General features: G+C 46.4%; 6 protein-coding genes. 4 read left to right on the forward strand and 2 right to left on the reverse strand.

Annotated elements, in window-relative coordinates; translation table 11 throughout:
• The first annotated feature begins 54 nt into the window (after positions 1 to 54).
• The 4 genes from CUN67_RS23050 (at position 55) to CUN67_RS23065 (ending at position 21103) form a co-directional block, all read left to right on the forward strand.
• Positions 55 to 8736: a hypothetical protein gene (locus tag CUN67_RS23050; protein WP_208717782.1), complete on the forward strand. Its 8682-nt coding sequence runs from the start codon at positions 55 to 57 to the stop codon at positions 8734 to 8736.
• Between the two features lie 93 nt (positions 8737 to 8829).
• Entirely contained in the window at positions 8830 to 17463 is an 8634-nt protein-coding gene (locus CUN67_RS23055) for a hypothetical protein (RefSeq protein WP_208717783.1), read from the forward strand.
• A 233-nt stretch (positions 17464 to 17696) separates the two neighbouring features.
• Positions 17697 to 19070 (forward strand): glycoside-pentoside-hexuronide (GPH):cation symporter, encoded by a 1374-nt coding sequence (locus CUN67_RS23060; RefSeq protein ID WP_208717784.1) that lies wholly within the window; start codon positions 17697 to 17699, stop codon positions 19068 to 19070.
• A gap of 2 nt (positions 19071 to 19072) precedes the next feature.
• Positions 19073 to 21103, forward strand: coding sequence for a glycoside hydrolase family 31 protein (locus tag CUN67_RS23065; RefSeq protein WP_208717785.1), 2031 nt, complete (start codon positions 19073 to 19075; stop codon positions 21101 to 21103).
• A 187-nt stretch (positions 21104 to 21290) separates the two neighbouring features.
• Here CUN67_RS23065 and CUN67_RS23070 read toward each other — a convergent pair whose 3' ends face one another.
• Positions 21291 to 22175: an NAD(P)-dependent oxidoreductase gene (locus CUN67_RS23070; RefSeq protein ID WP_208717786.1), complete on the reverse strand. Its 885-nt coding sequence runs from the start codon at positions 22173 to 22175 to the stop codon at positions 21291 to 21293.
• Positions 22168 to 23259, reverse strand: a complete 1092-nt coding sequence (locus tag CUN67_RS23075; protein ID WP_208717787.1) for a 4-oxalomesaconate tautomerase — start codon at positions 23257 to 23259, stop codon at positions 22168 to 22170. The genes CUN67_RS23070 and CUN67_RS23075 overlap by 8 nt, the downstream gene beginning before the upstream one ends.

Raw genomic sequence — 23259 nt, forward strand, 5'->3', positions numbered from 1 at the left:
CCCTGTTATTCATGCGGGCCTGAAGGATACGTTTAGAAATATGGAAATTTATAAATGAAGCCTGTTATTCAATCCGTTGATATTTCGTGTAATCACTCGTTATTTATGAGAACCCTCTCAACCTGTAATCGGGTATTGGAAAACGTCAAAAAGATCACCAATGTGCCCTGCCTGCCTTTTTCGCAGGCGATATACTGCCGTCTGCATCCGCTGATCACTGGTGTGTCACCAACCGTGGAAAGAAAAACTGAGTATTTTCTTAATAGTGATTATCCATACCAGCATCATATTTATCTCTCTCTGGCGATTAACATTATGAAGAAGCCAGAAAATAAAAAGTTACTGGCGAAGTTATATGAGCAGGAAGCTCATCCAGTCACCAGGTTTCTCGAATTAACGGGAGTCGCATGGGCAATACCGCGTGAAGTGAATCAGGATATTTTTGTGCAGCTGGTCGCTATACTGGAGAAAGGCGGTGCGCTGGGAAAGGCCGGACCGCCGACAGACAGTCCTTTTGCCTCCATTCCGCGCAATATGGTTTTATTGAATTTCTTTTCTGCGTTTATTTCAGCCAAAATCATCACCGTAGCGGAAATTAATGAAGGCGTTAAGTCTCTGTTGATATCGGCAATTACACGCCTGTCGCCAGGTATCGGCGGAGTGATTAATATGATTGATAATTTCAATCCTCTGTTATCGTTATTCCCGCAGAGAACTCTCGATGTCAATCAGCTATTACGCGAGGAGACCTCGCAATATCATGTAAAACACGTTCAGTTTCGCGAAGGAATGGCTTACCTGAAAAGACTTTTTTCAACTGCAGCACCGAATATACTGAAAAAGAACATCGCGAAACCACCCGTATCAGCCAGTTCGACAACGGTAACCACGCCACTACTCGGTATCATGAGCGCTGGCGCAGGCATACTGGTTCAGCGGCCACAAAGAACGCCAGCAATAATAACAGGTATAACAGCGGTAACATTAGGAGGGGCCTATGCCACATATCGTTATTATTCCTCATCGACCATAGCAGAAAATGTTGTTGATAATAATGCGGAAATTGAACACCACGTCTGGCAGGGTGAACAACCTTCCTCATTTAATTTGCTTGACCCGGTAAGATTTAACAGTTCATGCTATAACATCACGAACAAAGTAAGAACACTGCTTCATTCAGATCAGTCGGGTGTAAGACTCGTGGAGGAGTTTAGCGATTTTATATTCGATGGACATAACGATATAATTATAAATAACGCGGAGACATTGCTTAAAAACTGGAATGTGACGGAGTTTACTCATCAGGACAGAGATGAGATGAATATGTTTTTGACCTATATATTTTCAGTTCTTATCACACCCACAGTAAAAATTAAAAGCATTGACTTAAATAAAATCATCACTATTAGTCGCATAAAATTTAATATCATCTGGCATAAAAATGCAGATAAGATTCAACACAACACCATCACCGATGCTTTAAACATCATTCGGCTGGTAATTTCGAGAACATTAGTCAAGTCGTTAGGCATTGTCGATTTAGGCAAATTAAAGAAGCTGCAAAACTTTATTTTAATGCAAAGTACACCGGATTTTATGCAACTGCAAAACCAGGGATTAGGTGATGAAAAAGTAGCATCAAAGAAAATTTATTATTACTGGATATATATGGGGCTGAATTATTTCAAAAACAGATATTTGCGCAATGAAGACACAAAGAACGCATTGATTGAAGGTGAGATAACTTCATATTATCAGGCCAGGATTAGATTTTATGTTAAAAATTTATCACTTCCTTCTGAATTCTCCAGATTTGAGAATTTCACCAGAGACATAAATAATGAATTCTTTGCTTATCATGAAAAGGATGTAGAGCTTGAGCGCTTACCTATTGTAACGTTCGATGATGTTCTTGAAGATGATTTCAGACCCTATGGCATTGATATTTTTAAGCCCTTAAAATTTGACAGGGCGAGTTTACAAATTCACCTTCCACCATTCAAAGGTCTGGCCTTTGATTATTTATATAAATGTAAAAACCTACGTGATGTTTTACGCAGTTTTGATGATGGCATAAAAGAATTGCATAACCTGATGCCCAATATGGTCCCAATGACATTTCGGAGTTACCTGGCAACAGGTACATCTGCATTTACTCTCAGACCGCATCCAACACGTAATGATTCGAAAGCAAAATACGACATCATATCACAAGAAAGAAACGATGAGCATCTGATGTTGTATGAAGCAATCATCGACCTTGCATTGAAAATGATTACAAGCAGTGAAGATGAATTTATTAACAACGAAGAGGTTAAATTATTTTTAATCAAAACTGAGAATAGACGATTTAAACTGATTCGTTCTATATTCATGCCTAAGCCATTAAGACTGGCTCCAAATGTCGCGAAAAGACTCCGTTACAACACCCGGCCTCACTGTGAGAAAGGCCTGTTATTTTCTGCGGTTCATACGCGCACTAAGGAAAAACGAATTTATTCCCTGAATATTGAAGCCAGTCGGGTTCATAGGCAATTACCTGTGGTCCGTCTGCCCATTAACAAAACCGAAGAAATTGCTGGCCTGGGTGATAAATTTCTCGATGAGCACTACGTATTTCTCGATAAAAAATCATTTTGGGACCCGTGTGATAAAATTAAAGAATATGAAACATCAATATCCAGCCCGCCAGAAAAAGCATGGGAGTTTATCAGCGAACGCTATCAAAGGCTCACGACAAACTGGTGTCAACTTACCCGACCCTCAGACTATATTGTGGTTTTTTTTACAGAAAAAGAACTCGGCTTTGCCACGTCTGCTTTGCCTCTGATAAAAAAAGAAGCGATGGAAAACAGGAAAGCATTTTTAGCTGAGCAGAAAGAAAAAATTGAAACGGCAGAGGAAACAGAAAGTGAGAAGGACAAGAGAAAAGGAACCTGGGGAATTATTAAAGAGAATATACCTGGCATATCCTGTATTGACCTGATGAACGATTTAATTATTAACCATGAGGATAACGTTTATACATCAAGGACAGAAAATTTTTTGCAGGCGATGATCTGCGCCTCAGATTCTTTTATGCCTTCTGGTCTTATAAGGTCAACGAAGACATTGAGCAAAGCGGTTCATGGTATATTCATGCTGAAATGGAAGAAAAGACATCAACTGAAGTTATTAAAGGAAAAGATTAAATCTTCCTATAACCTGCCTCAGACCAGTCAACAACGTTATCCATCAGAGGTTGAGCAAAGTATATCCTCCTATGAAGCCGAGTTAGTCCGCCTGGACACAGTGATAAAAGAGACACAGAATAAACTTAGCACCGCATTGATCTCATTAGCGGGAGTGCCTTCCACCATCATATTCCCCATTTTTAATATCCGTAGTGCTGAAACTGCGGCTTCAACTATTTCCATGAGTTTGCTTGGTCTGGCAAAGAAAAAACTCAAACAAGTAAATTCTGATCTAAAGTCACTGCCTTTTCAGCGCTGGGAGGCACCTCGTGCTGAAGATGTTCTTGAGGGAGAAAACTATTCTCCACCTATGCCCCCAACAACCAATCTGACTTGTTATACAGATATAAAACACAACCAAAACTCCACAACTAATATATTTGACATTCATCTTAAAGATCCTGCTCTTTATAAAGAAATATTTTTTTCATCGTTGCACTCTGTGGATACGGATGAAATCATTACTACAGCTAAGCAAGGTGGCTGGGACATTCAATATGATTATGACAAAATGGCGATGTTTTGTTTCAGGTCTTTTGCCATTCCCGTCTGGAGTTATGTTGGCCGAATCCTTGAGCTAGAAAACCATTACCAACTCAATGCCAACAGGACTGAACTCAATGCGAATTTTTTCTACCAACACTTTAAAAATAATCTTCATAAAAAAGGGCCCGTCCCTAATCTCACACTGACAAATGAACAAAATCTACTGATCAATCAGGCGATTGAGACAATTAATCAGACGCTTAAAAGCAATATACAAGCATTTGAATTTAACTATCTTTATATGCTGAGATATCTTTTATTAGAGGGGGATACCAACTTATTACTGCGAATTACCGGTAACGACGATCACGACAAAGAAGCTGCAAAGCGTGAAATACAACAAAACATCAACTACAATCTGCAAAGGATCACTTTATATGCGACACGTTCATCTATTCAGGAAAGATTTCATATCTCAGTGATAGAATATCTATCCAGCTATATTGAGCAATCAATCGCAGATAAACCTTCGGCCATCACCCTGTTTTGTCCAAACCTGAAAACATTTCGTCAACGTTGCATTCAGTATCAACGCCTGCACCCAGATGAATCAATGACAACCCCTGCAGAATACATCAGAACAGAGTTTTATCTCGGAGAAAAAATTAAATACATTTATCAACAGTATGCACGAATAGAATATAGCATTAAAGTATTGGCTGATTATAATATTGATGAATGGTCCGGGACTGCTGCGCAGAATAGCTGGATGGAAGCCTTAATGGAGTATTTATCACCTGAGATGCACTTGCAGGATTTAAAACCATTTCTTGCGGATGTGACAAAACGTTTAATCGACGCCTGGCAGAAGGAACAGCATAACACGTTGAATTCGGCAGGGGCAGATATTATTGTTGGGGATGTGGTAAAATCTGAGTTTATCTCTCTGACCAGCATAGCGTTCCGCGAATGCTGCAATATTCATAAATCCCTTTTATTTTGCCAGTTTTATCTTTCGGATGAAGGGAGCTGGTTTACATTTTTAACCAATGATTTCATCTCTGAAACTCACCGACGCTCCCGGCGCCAGATATTCCGGGAACACCCGTTTTATCCGCTACCCGATGTCAAACAGCGTTCGCTGATAGAATCAATCATTGAACCCGTTAAATTACTGAAACCACAACTCCATCAAAATGATACACACTTATACCACTCTTCCCTGAGCAACCTGGTGCAAAATCTCATCAATTTTTCGTCACGCCCCTATCATGAACAGTTATATGGACATGTGTTCACGCTCCTTACACCGGAGACAATCAGCAGCACTGATGCTGCCACATTTATCAATAACGTCATTGACGACAATGGAATGCTAAACCCTGCCACATTAAAGATTATTCTACGCTATCTTCCAATGGAGAAAATAGCAACTGCAGATCGTGTATTACAACTTTTAAGCGATATTTTCAAAATAGCGCATCCAACTGCACCTGAACTGTATCAGTTTGTCTTTTATGAATTACAATCTGTGATGAATGCTAATTGGGTAACGCTTAAGCATTTATCTGATGAAGCATTTATTACAGAACAATCACTAGACTTTAGCCGTCGTTACCAGCAACTTATTGAAAAAGATGTCGACATTTTAACCCAGGCTATTCGTCGTTATATCAAGGCAGAGGTACGTGACCTCTTAGCATTCTCCTCGTCATTTTCGGAGATGAGTACTGTTATCTCCAGCGATATATTGAGTGAGCTTTCAATTCAGCAATTATGCCTGGGTGGGATCGTGGCCTATCATCTTCAGGTCAGAATTACTCAACTGGACGATTTGCTGGAGCTTTTTAGTATTGCCATACGTGATGCGGGGATTATCCCCTATACTGAATCGGCATTACGCCAACTCGCATTATTGAGCATGTCTGGTAGCCATTACGGTGAAGATACCCTGACGACTCTGGCTTCCTGCATGCAATATGCAGGTAATATACAAACGCTTTTAATAAATTGTATCGTTGAGACTCAGAATCTGACCAATTTTTTATCTGAATTAAATTTTCATAATCGGACCACTGAACCACACCTTAAATTACTCAACCAGGCAATGACAGCAATACAAAGCATACAGCAATTGTTCACACTCGTTATACCTGAAAGAATGGATCGTAAATTACGCCAGGCTCACTCCCGTGGAGACCTTACCTTTACCTGGTATGTTACCCATGTCCCCCACAAGACTCAGGACGTTACGGTAGCTGGCATTGGGTTTGATATTGTTAGCCAGAATGAAGGCTTAGTGTTTCCCTTCACCCTTCCTTTACCTCTTTGCGGATCATTTCACCCCGTACCGCAAAAATTGACAAATGAAACATTAACCCGACTTTGCTTTGGTAAAGATGCCAAACGTGCCATTCCCTTTAATTCTTTCAGCCAGACTCCACCAGCACATCACTATCAATATAATGAAAGTTTTATATCTGAATGGGCAAGTCATGTAGAATCTGAGATACGTGTTCACTTACATCAACTGGCAACAGTCGCCAGCGAAGAAGATTTTAATGCCACAAAAGAGCAGACCCAGACATGGCTCAAACGCCATTTACCCTTCAATAAAGTTGACGTTCCATTTATCGATAAAATAAATTCAGAACGTATTATTTCTTTAGCAAAACATCCCGATATTCAGCAGTGGAAAACGCGTCAACGTCCTAATCCGACAAACCGTTCATCTGTCACCTGGGTTGAAGAGGCGATTGCGGCAGTCATGGGAAGATTTACAGATTGGCCAGACGACGCTTCATACTTACGTAATCCTCCTGAAATAAGGAATCCCCTTAAACCTGACGCACTGCCTATGACGGGTTTCAGGGGAATATGGTGGGATCCCATGAGCCTTGCCTGCTATCTGGGGTTCATCAATGAAAATGAAAGAATACTTTATGTCAGCCTGGCGGAAGACCGTGAAGTTTTATTCGTTTTGACTAACCATGCCGCCCATGCCCGCATCTGGGCAGCATTGAGCCTGCAAGAGACATTAGGTGAAGACATAGCTGCTTTACGGCGTGGCGAAATTTCTGCCGTGCTTTTTTTTGAAAACACGGTTCCCGCTGCATGCTTAAAGCATTCTGGCAATCCTATGTCTGACTGGCAACTGATGGAGACTCAGGTCGCGCGTAACATGATTGGTCGGGGGGTGTTATCCCCTGCTTCATATTTAATACAACAGCGTTCAAATACACCTTCGGTAAAGTTAACGCCTTACATATTGCAATATCACAATGGCGAATTTGTCTTTATCTTTAACGAAAATAGTTACCAGAAAGTAAACTATGGCATTTTAAATCCTGAAGGAATAGTTCAACCCTTCCCGACTGCGCTGATTGACTGGCCACAGGACATGAAACCATCAGGTATGACATCTTCAAAAAAATTATTCAGTGCAGGAATGGAATTTTTCCTTGCACAGGAGAAAAACAAACCACTACCTGAATTTTTTCCACTGCTCAATGCCACCGAACAGCAGGATATAATCTCTTCATGGCTGAGCGAGCAAAAATCACATTTGGCATACATCCATACTCTCAGTAATTATACAGCGGGCATTCCGTTTAAACTGGGTTTCAGCACAACTCTACTAACAGATCTGAATCACTTTATGAGAGCCGCCGGTACCAGTCTGAATACCGAGTTGCAAAAACGCTCAGGCGAGAACAACCCGCTTAATGATGAAACCTGGGATATATTTTCCTGGCGTGATGCGGATCTTCACAATGAAATGATTTGCAACGCCACATTAAATAACTTACGTAAAAAAAGAAAAATCTTTTATGCTCTTGACTTCTATCTTAAAAAAAACATTCTGGTTCAGAAATTTCCTCATGTTAATTCTTTCGGCTGGGTAAAAAAAGGGGCAGACATTCTGTCGAAAGTCATTACAGCAATTGAATGGTTTAAATCCCCTGCCAACAAATTTTCTTCATCTCCAGAACAGGTGACACGATTATATCAAAACCGTCTGGCACTCAATCAATTTTTCGCTCACTATAACGAGCATCCCTTTATCACACCCAACGTTTTCCTGCAAACCTGGCAGCACCAGGTCGACCAAAACTGGGTGTCCTACGATTATCAACAATGGCAGCAGGCCTTTGACCAGTTGCTGCTTATCACCACTGTTTTTACTAATGACAATCGAGCCATTGACAGGTTTTTGAATTTATCTGAACAGTCATGGAAAAAGGCGAAGATTGCCAAATACGCACAACTTTTTCAGCATAACATTAATGGGACCTTACGTTACTGGCGCACCGCACATCAGGCCGACCAGTTAATGTTAATCCGCCCGGCAGCGTCTTCTCAGGGATTATCACTGACCTCGGCAGCTCATAATCGCCCTGTGCGTCTGATACTCTCTGCCGGTATTGGCAATCCGCGTAACGGCGGAACATCTCCAGCTATGCTCTTCGCGCCGGAGCAAAGTGCTGACTTATTACTCGCCGACACGACTCCAGCTGATCAAAGCACCACCAGAGAACACCTTGCTGGTATTCATAACGAGCCACATACCGCCAGGGAATTTACCACATGGGCCAAAAATCGATTTTCAGCACCAATTTTCATGATTGAGCTTTCAGGTTGTGGGTTTATGTATCGCTTGCAGAACAGAATTAATGATGTGATAGATACGGAAGAAAAGGAATGGCATGAAGAAGAGCGTAAATTCTATACTTCACCAGAAACCACGCGTTTTTTGCGAACTTCTGACTTCTCCGCCAATAACAAACGTTTTCATATGGATTTTTTTAATGCATTGTTTTCCAGTGACATCCTCGTTATTCGATTAATTATGCCTGATCCTGAGATAGTCTTTGGATTATTGTGTGATGATTTTACCCGTCAGCACCCTGAACGTGCGGGGGAAGATTTTTCTACGGCATGGTTTTTATTTAAGGAGACCTTTGAGATAACGGCGAACGTAGACTGTACCGTTCCTCCTTATCTGATTGGTGTCTGACATGTAACGTCGTTGTGGTCTGGCATAACATATTAATTCATTTTGCCTGTCTCATTCTTGCTCTGGAATGCATTACAAGTAAGGAAATTTACCATGAAAAATGACATCCATACTGAAACGCTCATTGGTAATCACTCCATATTTACTCAAACCGTATCCCGTTGCAATTTTGTGATGGAAACAATCAGAAAAATCACCAATGTTCCTTGCCAGCCCTTTTCGCAGAAAATATATACCTATCTGAATCCGTTGCTGGAATACATCACACCAGAAGCAGAATTAGATGCAGATTATTTTCGTAATGATGATTTCCCCTACCGACATCATATCTATATTGATATCGCCCTGAAGATAATGAAACAACCCGAGGTTAACACTTTGCTCAAAAAACTCTATTGCGGAGAAAGCCATTGTGTTGAGAAGTTTCTCATGCTCTCAGGGCTTGAGCAGGGACAACCTGCTCCGGTGAATCTGGCTGTTTTTGCAAAATTAGTCGCGACGCTGGAGCGTGGGGGTGCGCTGGGAAAGCCAGGAGCACCAGCCGGTAGTCCATTTTCTGCTGTCCCCCGTGATAAGGTGTTGCTGAATTTTTTCTCAGCATTTATACCCGCTCAATTAATCACTCTTCCTGTCATTAATCAGGGCATTAAATCGGTACTGATTGCTGCAATCTCGCAAATATATCCCGGAGTTGGCCGCTTCATTCAGGCGATTGATAGTTTCAATCCGGTGGCCACACTCTTCCCGCATCGGACAAACAATATTGCCCGGCAAATACGCGAAGAGATGATGGGCCATCATATTAAGAAGCAGGCCGTTCAGCAAAAAATGCCTTCCCTGCATAACCTGCTCCCCTGGAAAGTTTACGATGAGAAATATAACGCAAAACAGAACAGTGTCTCTTCATCCAGCCTGACCAACGCAAACACGCCACTTATGGTTGGGGCTACAGTGGTCACGTTGATGCAACAGCCGCAGTCCTATGGAAAAAGCTTAACTGCCCTGACTCTTCTCAGCCTGACGGGTGGCGTGATAATTTATCGCTATATATTTCCCTCCCAGGAGGTAGATTATGCTGTTAATGAATATCCTGGCGAAACTCACCACAACAATACCAATATTACCCATGACGTCTCCTCTGGAGATAAATTTATTAGCCTTGGGCTGGTCAGGACTGTTGGAGGGAATCGTACCTGTTATGATATCGTTAGTGATATGAAGGAAATGATGCAGTCTGATGAGACAGGGCTACGACTGGTCAATAAATTTTGCCATTACTTTTTCGATGAGCATTGCGATCTGAATATCAGGCATACCGACGCGTTACTTAAGAAGTGGAATATTCAGTCTTTTAGCTCAACCGACCGTACTGAAATGTCAGTGCTAATGACGCACATTCTCTCTGTGCTGTTAACCCGCCCGGGTGAAAAGCGTATTTTTGATATCAACGATCTCATTTTTTCCACCTCGGTAGAGGTTAACCAAATCTGGCTAAAAAATATTGGCAAAGTAAACCAGGAGACAATCCATGACGCCCTGAAACAACTTCGACAGTTTATATCAAAGAGTCTGGTTAAAGCCTTCGGTACAATCGATTTATCCAAAACTGAGAAGCTGAGCGATTTCATCATATTAGTGTGCGCACCCGATCTGATACAATTTGAAAATCATAATAAATCCGATCTGGCAATCGTTTCAAAAGAAATATATTATTACTGGAATTATCTGGGGAAACAATATTCTGATAATAAATATGTCAGGCATGAAGATTTTGACACCGCTCTTAGTGAAGGAAAGCTGGATGGATTCTATCTGCGCCGGAGGAAATTCTACGATAACATTTCAAAAATAGCCCCACTGAGAGAGTTATTTGAAAACTTCACCAGTAACATTAATCAGGAATTCATTGCTTATCATGAAAAAGATGTCGAACTGGAAAGGCTTATATTTCTGACATTTAATGATATCATTGAGTCCGCTTATCAGGACAAAGGAATTAATGTTGCGCTGCCGATTGATTTCGACAGTGAAAGTCTCAGAATTCATTTACCACCGCACAGAGATCCCTATTACGAGTATCTGCGTGGCTGCAAAAATTTACGTGATGTCATTCGTAGTTTCCCTGATGGCCTATATATACTGTGGGAACGTTTACCGCACCTTATCCCTGAAGCCTTGCGCAACTATATTTCAGATGACACTTCCGCATTTGTGCTTAAGTCTTACCCCAAACGAGACGAGCTAAAGAGTAAGTATGAAACAATTTATCTGCGCACACATAATAAGCATATGGATTTATACAAGCCGATTGTCTCTATGGCGTTTGATATTTTATCCACTGATGAAAAGAATTTCCTCAATAGTTCTTTGGTCGAGATTAGTACGGTCAGGCTTGAAAATAAGCGCATTCAGCTCTTTCGCTATATGTTTATGCCAAAATCGTTCAGGTTTGATGCTAACACGGTATTAAAAGTTGCCTATAACCTAAGAAAACACAGTGAAAAAGGTAAAATATTTTGTGCAACCCATACTCAGACAAAAGAAAAGCGTTTTTTCGCCATCAATATTGAAGCCAGCCGCATAAACCGACAGCTCCCTATCATACGCCTGGCAATTAATAAAACCGAAGAAATCATCGGCTTATCTAATGAATTTCTTGAGGCACATTTTGTATTCCACGATGGAAAACCCTTTTGGGACCCTTGTGATGCAGAACCGGATTTTAAGGAGTCATGGCTTAGTCCTCCTGAAAAAGCACGGGAATTTATCGATGAACGCGCTCTTTATACCAAAGTGAAATGGTGTGAGTTCACCAGACCACCCAAAAAAATCGTTGCATTTTTTACCGAGGAAAAATTAGGGCGTTCTGCTCAGGCGATAACCTCTTTGCAAAAAGAGGTTATCGAGGCCCGAATAGAATTTCTTGACTATGAAAGGGAAAGGATAAATAACACCACGGCAACGGAAAGAGAACGTGATATGGAAAAAGGTAACTGGCAGCTTTTTGTTGAAAAACTTCCCGGTTATAACTGCCTTGAATTACTTGATGATTTGATCATAAAGAAAGAGGATGTTGTCCTGACGTCTGTGCTGGAATCGCTTTTCCAGGGAATGATCTGCGCATCAGATGTCTATCTGATGTCTTCAATGATAAAAACCCTGAAAGGGCTGGAAGTTTCAATCAAAAAAGTATTCATTCAAAAAATGAATAAGAAATTACACCTTGAATTGTTAAGAGATAGCCTACACCAGGCAAGCCGGGAGCAATCTTCAGCACTCGAAAAGACGATTAGAGAGATTGCTAATGAACTTACCAACATTGATGCGGAGCTGAAAGTAACTTACAACAAAATTGCCACCACTTTAACAGGACTGGCCGGAAAACCCTCAGAGATTTTATTCCCTATCTTTGGCTTTAAAAACAGCAAAACCTTCTTATTCCCCTGGGGGGCTGGGATGGCAAAAAAAGAAATCAGGACACTTGCGTCTAATCTAAAACATCATGTTTTCTATCCATGGATAAAACCACAGGCAAAGGAATTATTAGAAAATGAAAGCCATTTACTTGCCACCCCCGAGAAAATGAATATCACCTGTCACTCGGCGGACTATCTTGCTTTAAATTCAACAGCAAATATTTTTGATATCCATGCTAATGCCCCTGATTTGTATCAAAAAATCTTCTTCGCAACGCTCAAAAAACCTGAAGTCCAGGTTGTTATTGATTCCGCCGAAAGTGGCGGATGGAAGCTTTTCCATGACTATGACAAAATGGCGATGTTCTGCTTTATGAGTTTTATCATTCCCGTCTGGAGTTATGTCGGTAAAATCATAGAACTGGATGATTATTATAATCTTAGTCCCAATCGTACTGCCTTAAGTGCCGAAATGTTGTTTGATTACCTGAGTGAAAACATCAACCAGGCAAACGTTATCCCTGGACGCCTGACAACTTCCGATCAGAATCTGCTGCTTGGTCAGGCCAAAAAAGCAATAAACAATATTCTTGACAGCAATATTCAGGCGTTTGAGTTTAACTACCTTTTCACCCTCAAACACATTCTGATGAGTGAAAACGCTGAACTATTATTACAAAGCATAAAAAAAACAGGTAAGGTCAAAAGGGATACACATGATAAGATTCTGGAGAATATAAAATACCTTCTCGATAAAGCAACATTATACGCCACTCACTCATCGATACAGGATAAATTCCACCGCGCAATTATCAACCACCTCACCCATTATATTGAACAACAAATACATACCCAGCCTGCGGCTATTGCGCTGTTCAGCCCGGATATCGAAACTTTCCGTCGTCGCAGCAGTGAATATAGCCACCTTCATCCCGATGCCGTGTTGCCCTCTCTGGCAGAGTTTATCAGAACCGACTTCCGCTTAGAGAATGACATAGCACACATCTATCAATCTTTCGCACGTATCGAATACAGTGCCAAAGTGCTGTCTCATTATGCTGTTGATGAATGGTTAAGCGTCCAGGCACAGAATGACTGGCTTTCTGCTATTCAGGAATATTTGTCACCGCAGATGCGGAGTCAGAACCTTAAACCCTGGCTGTCTGAAGTAACGAACAAAGTAAAGGCGGGTTGGCAGCAGGAACTCCGTGCTACCACTTTAACGGGTGGGTTAAAAATTATCATTAATAGCGTCATCAATCCGGTATTTATTTCTTTGGTAAAAGAAGCGATGCGTGAATGTTGTCGTTCTTACCCGCATCTGCTGTTTAGTCAGTATTACCAGCTGGATGAGGGGCGTTGGTTTACTTTTCTCACTAATGATTTCATTTCCGAAGCGCATCATCGTTCCCGGCGGCAGGTTTACCGTGATCATCCTTTTTATGCTTTGCCGGATGCAGGAGAGCCCGCTCTGATAAACGCTATCACTGCACCATATATGCACCAACAGCCGCAACTCGCGCAGAATATGACCCAGTTATACCAACTGAATTTAGCCTCAGTTCTGCAAAACTTTGTCTATTTTTCATCTTTACCTTTTCATGATCGTATCTCTGGCTACATCTTTTTCACCCCTTCAACAAACGAAGTGGATCGCAATGATGCCCTGCTGATGATCAATACGCTGATTAATGACAATGGCACACTATTGACAGACCAGTTAACCGTCTTGCAACGTTATTTACCTGACGAGGTGACACTGGATGCGGACCGTACCCTTCGGCTATTAAGTGACATATTTGGCATATGCTGGCCTGCTGCTCCTGATTTATATGACTTTACGTTCCGCCAAATACAAACCGTTCTGAACGGTCCATTAATAACGCTGAAAAATCTCACTGATAAAGACTTTATCAACACGCTGACTGTTGATGCCACGCGGCGTTACCAGCAAATACTTAACATCGGCCAGGGTTTGTCGTCCCTGGCCCTCCGGCGTTATATGACGGCAGCTATTCGCCATCAACTCGCTTTTACCAACATGTTAACCCACGTCGATCGCTGTCTGGCTGAGGCAACATTAAAAGATGCTTTGCCACAACAACTCTGTCTTGGGGCGGTCATTGCCCACCAGCTGCAACTTAACGATAACAGTCAGCAAAAGCTGCTGAAACTTGCCAGTCTTGCTCTGCATGATGCCGGTCTGATTCCTTCGCCACGCCAGATAGGTTTACTGAATGTACCAGGTCGTCACGCTGCGGAAGACGCCCTGAGTTACCTGGCTGGTTGTCTCGAACATGCAGCTAAGATGCAGACACATCTGCGCGCCTGCATCAATGACAGCCAGCAGCTGGCAGTATTTGTCACCGACCTCAGCTTCGATGACCTATCCCCTGCACAGCACCAGCAATTACTCTCTCTGGCTGTAAGCGCAGTGCAAAGTCACCATCGATTACTAAACTTCACCCTGCCCAACCATCTCGATCAACGCTTTAAACAGGCCCGTAATCAGGGCAAGTTACAATTTACCTGGTATCTTTCCACAAGGAAAAACAACCGTCAGACTGTGTCAGTAGCTGGGGTGGGTTTTGATATTTTGCATCAGGATGAAGGTCTGATCTTCCCCTATGGTTTACCGCTTGCCACTACCGGAATAGTTCGGCAAAAACCGACGTCACTGACGGATGAAACATTAACCGCGATTTGTTTCGCCTCTGAGGGAACAGGCCATTTTACCCTTAAGCACAGCAAGGTCACCGCTCAGGCCGGTTATCGCGATGATGAAAGCACGGTGACCACCTTTTCCAACTGGATGACCGCAGCAGCACGTAATCAGTTACAACAAATCAGCCAGGCGAAAAATGAAACCGATTTTGTCAGGCAAAAAAATCTGATTGAACAATGGCTGCGCCAACACCTGCCATTCTATGATGTGGATATTGATCCGCTGGAACAGTTACAGTCGGAACGTATTAATGCACTGGCAGCACATCCAGAGGTCAGTCAGTGGAAAACGCGCAATTTGCTGAAGCCGAAGCGTCTCTCATCAGTCGATCATTTCAGGCAAGCCATTATCCGCGTGCTGGGTAATTATACTGACTGGCCCGCCGATGCGATGACATTAATAACCCGCAGAGCAATTAACCCAACTGTCCCTGCCAATGAACTCCCGCAACAGGGATTCCGTGGAGTCTGGTGGGATCCGATGAGTGACACTTATTATCTCGGGTTCAGTCATGCCAGGAACCCGATCCTTTATGCCAGCCTGGCAGCAAACCGGGACGTTTTTTATCCTCTGACCGTCCACTCTGCTCATACCAAAATCTGGGCATCACTCAGCTTGCGGGAAACGCTCCAGGATGATGTCGCTGCGCTGCGTTCCGGGCAACAACCGTCACACAGATTCTTTTCTCAATCCGTTCCTGCTGCCTGGCAGCAAAAGAGTCGAAATACAACTTCGCTCTGGCGTCGGACCAATAAGCAAGTCGCCGCTCAACTTATTCACAACGGGACTTTCTCTCCTGTGTCATATTTGCAGCATGACACCACGCAAACCACCCCCTCGTCACAATTAACCCCCTACATGCTGCAATTTCATAACGGGAATATGGTGTTTATTTTCAGCGAGGATAATTATCAAAAAGCCAGCTTCCACATTATCGATGCAAAGGGTGAGTTATTACGACTCCCTGACGGGTTCAATGATTGGCCATACCGGATTCACGCCCCTGACCAGCATTCTTCAGCATCGTTATTCAATTCCACCATCGAAAGTTTTCTGGCACATGAGCAGGATAAATTGCTGCCGACATTCACGCCGCTTTTAAACGAACAACAGCAGCAACAAAAAAGATCTGCATTACTCCGTGGACAGACATCCCGACGCGAACATATTCGCCTGTTAAGTAACATCACGATGGGAATTCCGTTCCGTTCTGTCGCGATCCCTGATGGATTGATTGACATCGAAGTTCATCTGAAGCGCCACGGCCGCTCGCTCAAAGACGAACTGCAAAAACGTACCGGTAATGAAGTGGAGCTGAATGACCAAAACTGGGCTATTTTTTCCTGGCGGGAGGACGATCTTTATGATGAAAGTATCTGTAACCGCACCTTGAAAAAACTGAGGGATAAACAGGCCCTTTTTAACGCCCTCAATCTTTTGCTGACTCAGGACCCCTTCCTGTCGCTCAACAGAACACCGGCTTTAACGACCTGGCTTGAAGTCAGCATGACTTACCTGAAGCGCACGATTGATGCCATCATGTGGTTAATGTCACCCGGACATCGGCTGCTACCGTCTGAAGTTGAGTCAACACAACTACATCAGGATCATCTGGCGATAAATCATTTCCTCAGCTATTACGACGCACAACCTTATGTCACGCCGGAATTCTTCAGCCAACCCTGGAAATACCGTTTTGACCTGCGCCCTTCTGCGATCAAATACCGCGACTGGCAACGTGCGATCAATCAGCTCAATGTGCTGACAAGACAGTTTCCTGATGACTATCGTGTGCCAGACCGGTTCTTATCATTGCCTGAACACTTATGGCAGGTGAAGCAAATGCAAACCTATGCCAGGGAGTTCAGAAAACATCTTAATGGCACCTTAAATTACTGGCAGCAGGCACGTCAGGCGAATCAGTTTGTGATAATCAGGCCGGGAATATCTTCCCTTCCTGATCGCCCCATTAGCCTTATTTTGACCGCCGGGACAGGCCCGCTGTCGAACAGTGAAAAAGCGTCACCGATGCTGCTCAGCCCGGAACAATTTATCGACCTCATGTTGGTTAATCCGTGTTCACCATGCAATAACAGCGCGGAGATTCGTCTGGCGGGTGTTAACAGTGAACCGCAAACCCCACAGGATTTTGCTGCCTGGGCTAAAAATCGCTTTGCCGGCCCGGTATTTATGAACGAACTTTCAGGACCGGCATTTTTAATTCGTTTACAGCAAAGAATAAATAGCGTGATGGCAACCGAAGCCCATCGCTGGACAGCCGAGGAGCGTAACTTTTATGCCCTCCCCAGTACCGGACAGTTTTTGCTGATGAATGACGTTGCTGGCCCGAATAAAAACCACTGTCTGGCATTCTTTAAATCACTGTTTGCCAGTGATTTGCTGGTCACCCGATTGATCATGCCAGACCCCGAAATGGTTTTTGGTCTGCTATGCGAACATTTTATTACCGTTCACCCGGAACGGGCTGAAGAGAACATCACGATGGCATGGTTTTTGTTCAAAGAGACATTTAAAGCCACCCTCGATGCAGATATCACGCAATCGCCCTGGCTTATTGGTGTTTAGCCATGCCGGGTTTGACTGAGGTAACTCCTTGATAAGCCGCGGGCTATTGCAGATTCTTTGCCATGTTAATTTTTTGTTGTCATTCTTGTTACCCGTATCACATAAAGTAAAAAACATAAAACTCTAAACAAATCCCGCAATTGTTTCGCCGCCCCTCGCTTCCTATAACTAACCGTCGGAACCAGGGAGGGTGTCATTGACCCTTAGCGATTCAAAGACAGGCGGGAATCTTTATGCAAGCAAGCTTAACGATTAAAGAGAAAATCAGTTATGGACTGGGTGACATGGCCAGCCATATCGCCATCGATAACGTCATTATTTTCCTCACTTTTTATTACACCGATGTGGTGGGTCTGCCTGCGGTATTTGTCGGCACCCTGTTCCTGCTGGCGCGTGTTGCCGACGCAGTGATCGATCCGGCAATGGGCATGGTGGCCGACCGCACCCGTTCACGCTGGGGTAAATTCCGCCCCTGGTTGCTGATGCTCGCCGTGCCTTTTGGCGTCAGTTGCATGTTGATCTATGCCGTGCCGGAAAGCCTGTCGCTCAGCGGCAAAATGGTTTACGCCGCCGTCACCTATAGCCTGATGATGCTGATGTATACCGCGATCAATATCCCCTATTGTTCCATGGGCGCGATTATCACTGCCGATGATACGCAGCGTATTTCATTGCAGTCGTGGCGCTTTTTTCTCGCGACCCTGGGTGGGGCGATGTCGACCTTTCTGATGATTCCGCTGGCCACCTGGCTGGGTGGCGGTAATAAGCTGGAGGGTTACTTTGCCGCGATGTCGATTATGGCGACGCTGGCGACACTGATGTTTTTTGTCTGTTTTCTCAATACCCGTGAGCGTGTCAATGCTCCCGCCAGCCATGGCCATTTTCTCGCCGACCTGCGTGACCTGCTGCGTAACGATCAATGGCGCGTCGTGGCGCTACTGGTGTTCTGCAACATCTCCTTCGGTGTGGTGCGTCTGGGCGCCATGATGTACTACGTGACCTATTTTCTCGGCAATGCCAGCCTGTTTATGTGGTTGCTGGCCGCACATATTGTCGGGAAAAGCGTCGGCAGCGTGCTGGCAAAATTGCTTACGCGGCGCTTGAGCAAAATCACCGCCTTTACCCTCAGCGCCATCGTGTGTGGCGTGCTGAGTATCAGCATCGTATTTCTCCCTGCCACCCTGGTATTACTGGTCGGTATGACGTTTATCGTCTCAAGTTTCTACCAGGTCACCACCACCCTGATGTGGGTGATGATGTCTGACGTGGTGGATTATGGCGAATATCGTCAGGGGAAACGTATGGATGGCACCGTGTTCTCCACCTTACTGGCGGTACTGAAAATGGGGATGGCCATCAGCGGTGCCATTGTCGGCTGGACCCTGGGCTTGAGCGGGTATGTCGCTCAGGCCGCACATCAGCAATCCTCCGCGATGATCGCCATTGTCGCATTATTTTCCGTTATCCCCGGCCTGCTGGCCTTACTTAGCGCGCTGGCGATGCGCGGCTACAAACTGAATGATGCCGTTATGCGCAGCATCAACCAGAACAAAGTGTCGACACAACCCGCCACAACCGTCGCTGGCGTTTTACAACCACAGGAGTAGTCATGAGCGAATTACGCGCCGAATCCCAGCGTATTGTCTGGACATTTGATCGTCAGACGTTGGTTATTGAACCCTGGGGCGCAAACAGCCTGCGAGTACGCGCCACCTGCCAGCCTGATCTGATCGACAGTGACTGGGCGCTGTTACCCGCCCAACCTTGCGAGGTGGAAATCCAGCGCCAACCAGAATCACTCAGCCTGCGCAATGGTAACATCACTGCCACCCTGAACATTCGCGGCCAGCTGGCTTTCTATAACCAGCATGGGGAACTGCTGCTGGAAGAATTCTGGCGGCAACGCAGCACCGTCGGCATCGGCGCGACCGAGAAAAGCCAGGATAAATACATCAGCGCCCTGAAACTGGATGGCCGCAGCTTTCGCCCGATTCCCGGCGGCAAATATCAGCTGAGCGTGCGTTTCGAAGCGCGCGCGGAAGAAAAAATCTACGGTATGGGGCAATACCAGCAGGATTGTCTCGACCTGAAAGGCTGCACACTGGAACTGGCACAACGTAACTCCCAGGCGAGCGTCCCTTTTATGGTTTCCAGCCTCGGTTATGGCCTGCTGTGGCACAACCCGGCGATTGGTGAAGTGACTTTTGGTAAGAACGGCACGCGCTGGCAGGCTGAGGTGACCGACCAGATGGATTACTGGATCACGGCAGGTGATACCCCGGCAGCCATTGTCCGTCAATATGGTCGAGCCACGGGCACTGCCCCGCTGATGCCAGGCTTTGCCACCGGTTTCTGGCAATGCAAATTACGCTACCGTACCCAACAGGAAGTGCTGGAGGTGGCCCGCGAATACCGTCGATTACAGCTGCCGCTCTCGGTCATCGTTATCGACTTTTTCCACTGGCCGAATCAGGGCACCTGGTGCTTTGATGCCCGCGACTGGCCGGACCCGCGCGCCATGGTGCAGGAACTGAAGGAGATGGGCATTGAAACCATGGTGTCGGTGTGGCCAACGGTAGACAGTCGCAGCGATAACTATCGGCTGATGAAGTCAAAAGGTCTGCTGGTTAACAGTGAGCGTGGCGTGTCGGTAAACCTTGATTTTATGGGCAATACCACCTTCTTCGATGCGACCCACCCCGCTGCGCGTGAGTTTGTCTGGCAGGAGGTGAAACGTAATTACTATGACCACGGCATCCGCACCTTCTGGCTGGATGAGGCGGAACCCGAGTATCGCGCCTACGATTTTGATAATTATCGCTACCATCTTGGCCCGGTGCAGGAAGTGGGCAATATCTACCCACAGCTGTTTGCCCGCGGATTTTATGAAGGGCTGCAACAACAGGGTGAAACGGAGATCGTCAATCTGGTGCGTTGCGCCTGGGCGGGCAGCCAGCGTTATGGGGTGCTGGCCTGGTCCGGTGATGTCCACTCCTCATTCCATGCGCTGCGTAACCAGTTCACCGCCGGATTGAATATGGCGATGGCCGGGATTCCGTGGTGGACCACCGATATCGGCGGTTTTCAGGGCGGCAATATTCACGACCCGGCGTTTCATGAGCTATTGATTCGCTGGTTCCAGTGGGCGGTGTTCTGCCCGGTCATGCGTTTGCATGGTTATCGTGAGCCGCAGATTGAACCGGCAGAAGCCTGGCGCGATGGCATCGCGCAATGTAACAGCGGCTCGCCGAATGAGGTGTGGAGCTATGGCGAAGAGAATTTCACCCTGATGAAAAGTTGCCTGCTGCAACGCGAGCGTCTGCGCCCCTATATCGATCAGTTGATGCGGGAAGCGCATGAGCTGGGCGATCCGGTGATGCGTCCGTTGTTCTATCACTATCCGCAGCAAGCGGAGAGCTGGCAGGTGGAAGATCAGTATCTGCTGGGAAAAGACTTGCTGGTCGCGCCGGTGTTGCACGCCGGACAGCGTGAACGGGACGTCTGGTTGCCTGCCGGTGAACAATGGATTGCACGCGATGGTCAGCGTTATCAGGGTGGACAGCGTATCAGCGTCGCCGCACCGCTTAGTGCTATACCGGTATTCCTGCGCGAGGGAGGGTGCGCTGATGTACTGATCTAAGCCACACTTGTAGCGGCGCAATTTATTGCGCGGGTTTTTCCCGCAACGCACGAAGAATTGCGCGATAAATCGCGCCGCTACGAAAACGTGCGGTTATTGGCCTGGTCGGCATGAATGCCGACCCTACGTCTGTAGGGTGCGAATTTATTCGCACCGGGGATTGACGCTCAAGACGGTAGCTACAGTGTTACGGCTTTTTCATTAGTCGCGCCAGTACGGCACGCCAGCTGAATGGCACCAGGTCCTGATATTGCAGCTGATGTGTTTTGAGCTGTGCCGGTAACGCCGCCTGAACCTGACAAATGGCCTGGCTGAGCGGCGCGTCCAGCCCCACATCCTGCAACGTCTTCACCACCTCCTGCATCTCTTCCGCCCGCCTGACGCCGTGCTCTGCGACCCGGCTGATAAGATAATCGGGTAGCGCATCATTCCAGCCCAGCGAGGGAAAGCTGGCATGCAGCGAATTCAGCACCGCCTCCTCAACCCCATAACGTTGAGCGGCAGCCAGACATTCGGTAGTCAGCGCCTCCAGACCTTTGATCATCACGCTGCGGCACATTTTGATCGCTGAAACCGTACCAATCTCCTCGCTGGCGGCGCGCGCCTGACAGCCAAGCCCGGCTAACAATGCCGCTGCACTGCTGGCCTGGCTGCCGCCGATTAATAACGGCGTGCCCAGTCGTTTGGGCGGCACCGGGGCCATGACAGCCACATCCAGATAGCCTCCCTCGCCCTGGGCCACCGCCTGCGCCGCCGCCCGTTTGGTGTCAGGCGCGACTGAATTGAAATCCAGTAACACTTGTCCCTGCCTGAGGAGCGGTGCGACCTGCTGCGCAACCTGCAAGGCATTCCCGGCTGTCACCAGAGAGAGCACCAGCGTGGCACCTTCCAGTGCCAGCGCCAGGCTGGGCGCGGCACGTACCCGCCACTGCCCCGCCAAATCTTTAAGTTGATCTGCCTCGCCACTGAGGAATTTTTTATCCCAGACCGTCACCTGCGCACCCTGCGCCGCCAGGTCCTGGGCGTAAATCCGTCCGGCCTCACCAAAACCAATGATGGCGATATTAGTCATTTGTCTCTCCCTGCCACAGTGAACCCGGTACCGCTACCGCTCCGATAAACAACAACCGTGCGGTGCGTATCAGGCCACTCCGGGTAATATTCCCTGCACTGTCACGCTGCAACATCACGCTGAACTCCCCGCTCGGATGTTCAACCGCCAGACGCTGATCCGCACCGGGATGCAGTTGCGCTATCCCTTCCGTCACCGAACCGGGAATCAGGCAGGCAGTCGCCACGCTGACCGCGCCCAGCACGCCGATGGAGGCATGGCAGCGATGCGGAATAAAAGTGCGGGTCGAAAGCGTCCCGCCCAGGGTCGGTTCCGCAATCAGAGTCATTTTGGGCACGGTACGTTGCGCGACATCGCCCAGATTCATACGCGGCCCGGCCTGTAAACGGATTGATTCCAGTCGCGCTTTCAACTCATCATCATTATCGAGCTGTTCACGGCTCTCCAGCCCGGTACGCCCGAGATCGGCAGCGCGCAGCAAGACCACCGGCATCCCGTTATCGATGCAGGTCACCGCCACGCCATCAAACTGGTCTCTTGCCTGCCCGGTGGGCAGCAATGCGCCGCAGCTGGAACCGGCGATATCGGCAAAGTTCAGGACCTGCTGGGCCGCGTAACCGGGCACTCCATCGATGCGCGTATCCCCTTCATACTCCACCACGCCATCGGGCGTTGGCAGTTGCGCCTCGGCGATTTGCCCGGTATTGACCATAAAGATACGTACCCGGGTCTGCGGGCCTTGTACCGCCACCATCCCTTTTTCGATAGCAAAAGGCGCGACCGCGGCCAGAATGTTGCCGCAGTTCTGGCCGTAATCGACCAGTGCTTTGTCCACATTCACCTGCGCAAACAGATAATCCACATCCGCATCAGGGCGGGTCGAGGGGGAGATGATCGCCACTTTGCTGGTCAGCGGGTCGGCCCCGCCGATGCCGTCGATTTGCCGTGCATCGGGCGATCCCATCACCGCCAGCAGCACCCGATCGCGCAACGCGGGATTGGCGGGCAGATCCTGCGCCAGAAAACAGGCAGCCTTTGAGGTGCCACCACGCATCAGTACACAGGGGATGAGCGTCTGTTTCAT

Origin of the sequence: Pantoea cypripedii, assembly GCF_011395035.1 — a bacterium.
GTDB classification, from domain to species: domain Bacteria; phylum Pseudomonadota; class Gammaproteobacteria; order Enterobacterales; family Enterobacteriaceae; genus Pantoea; species Pantoea cypripedii_A.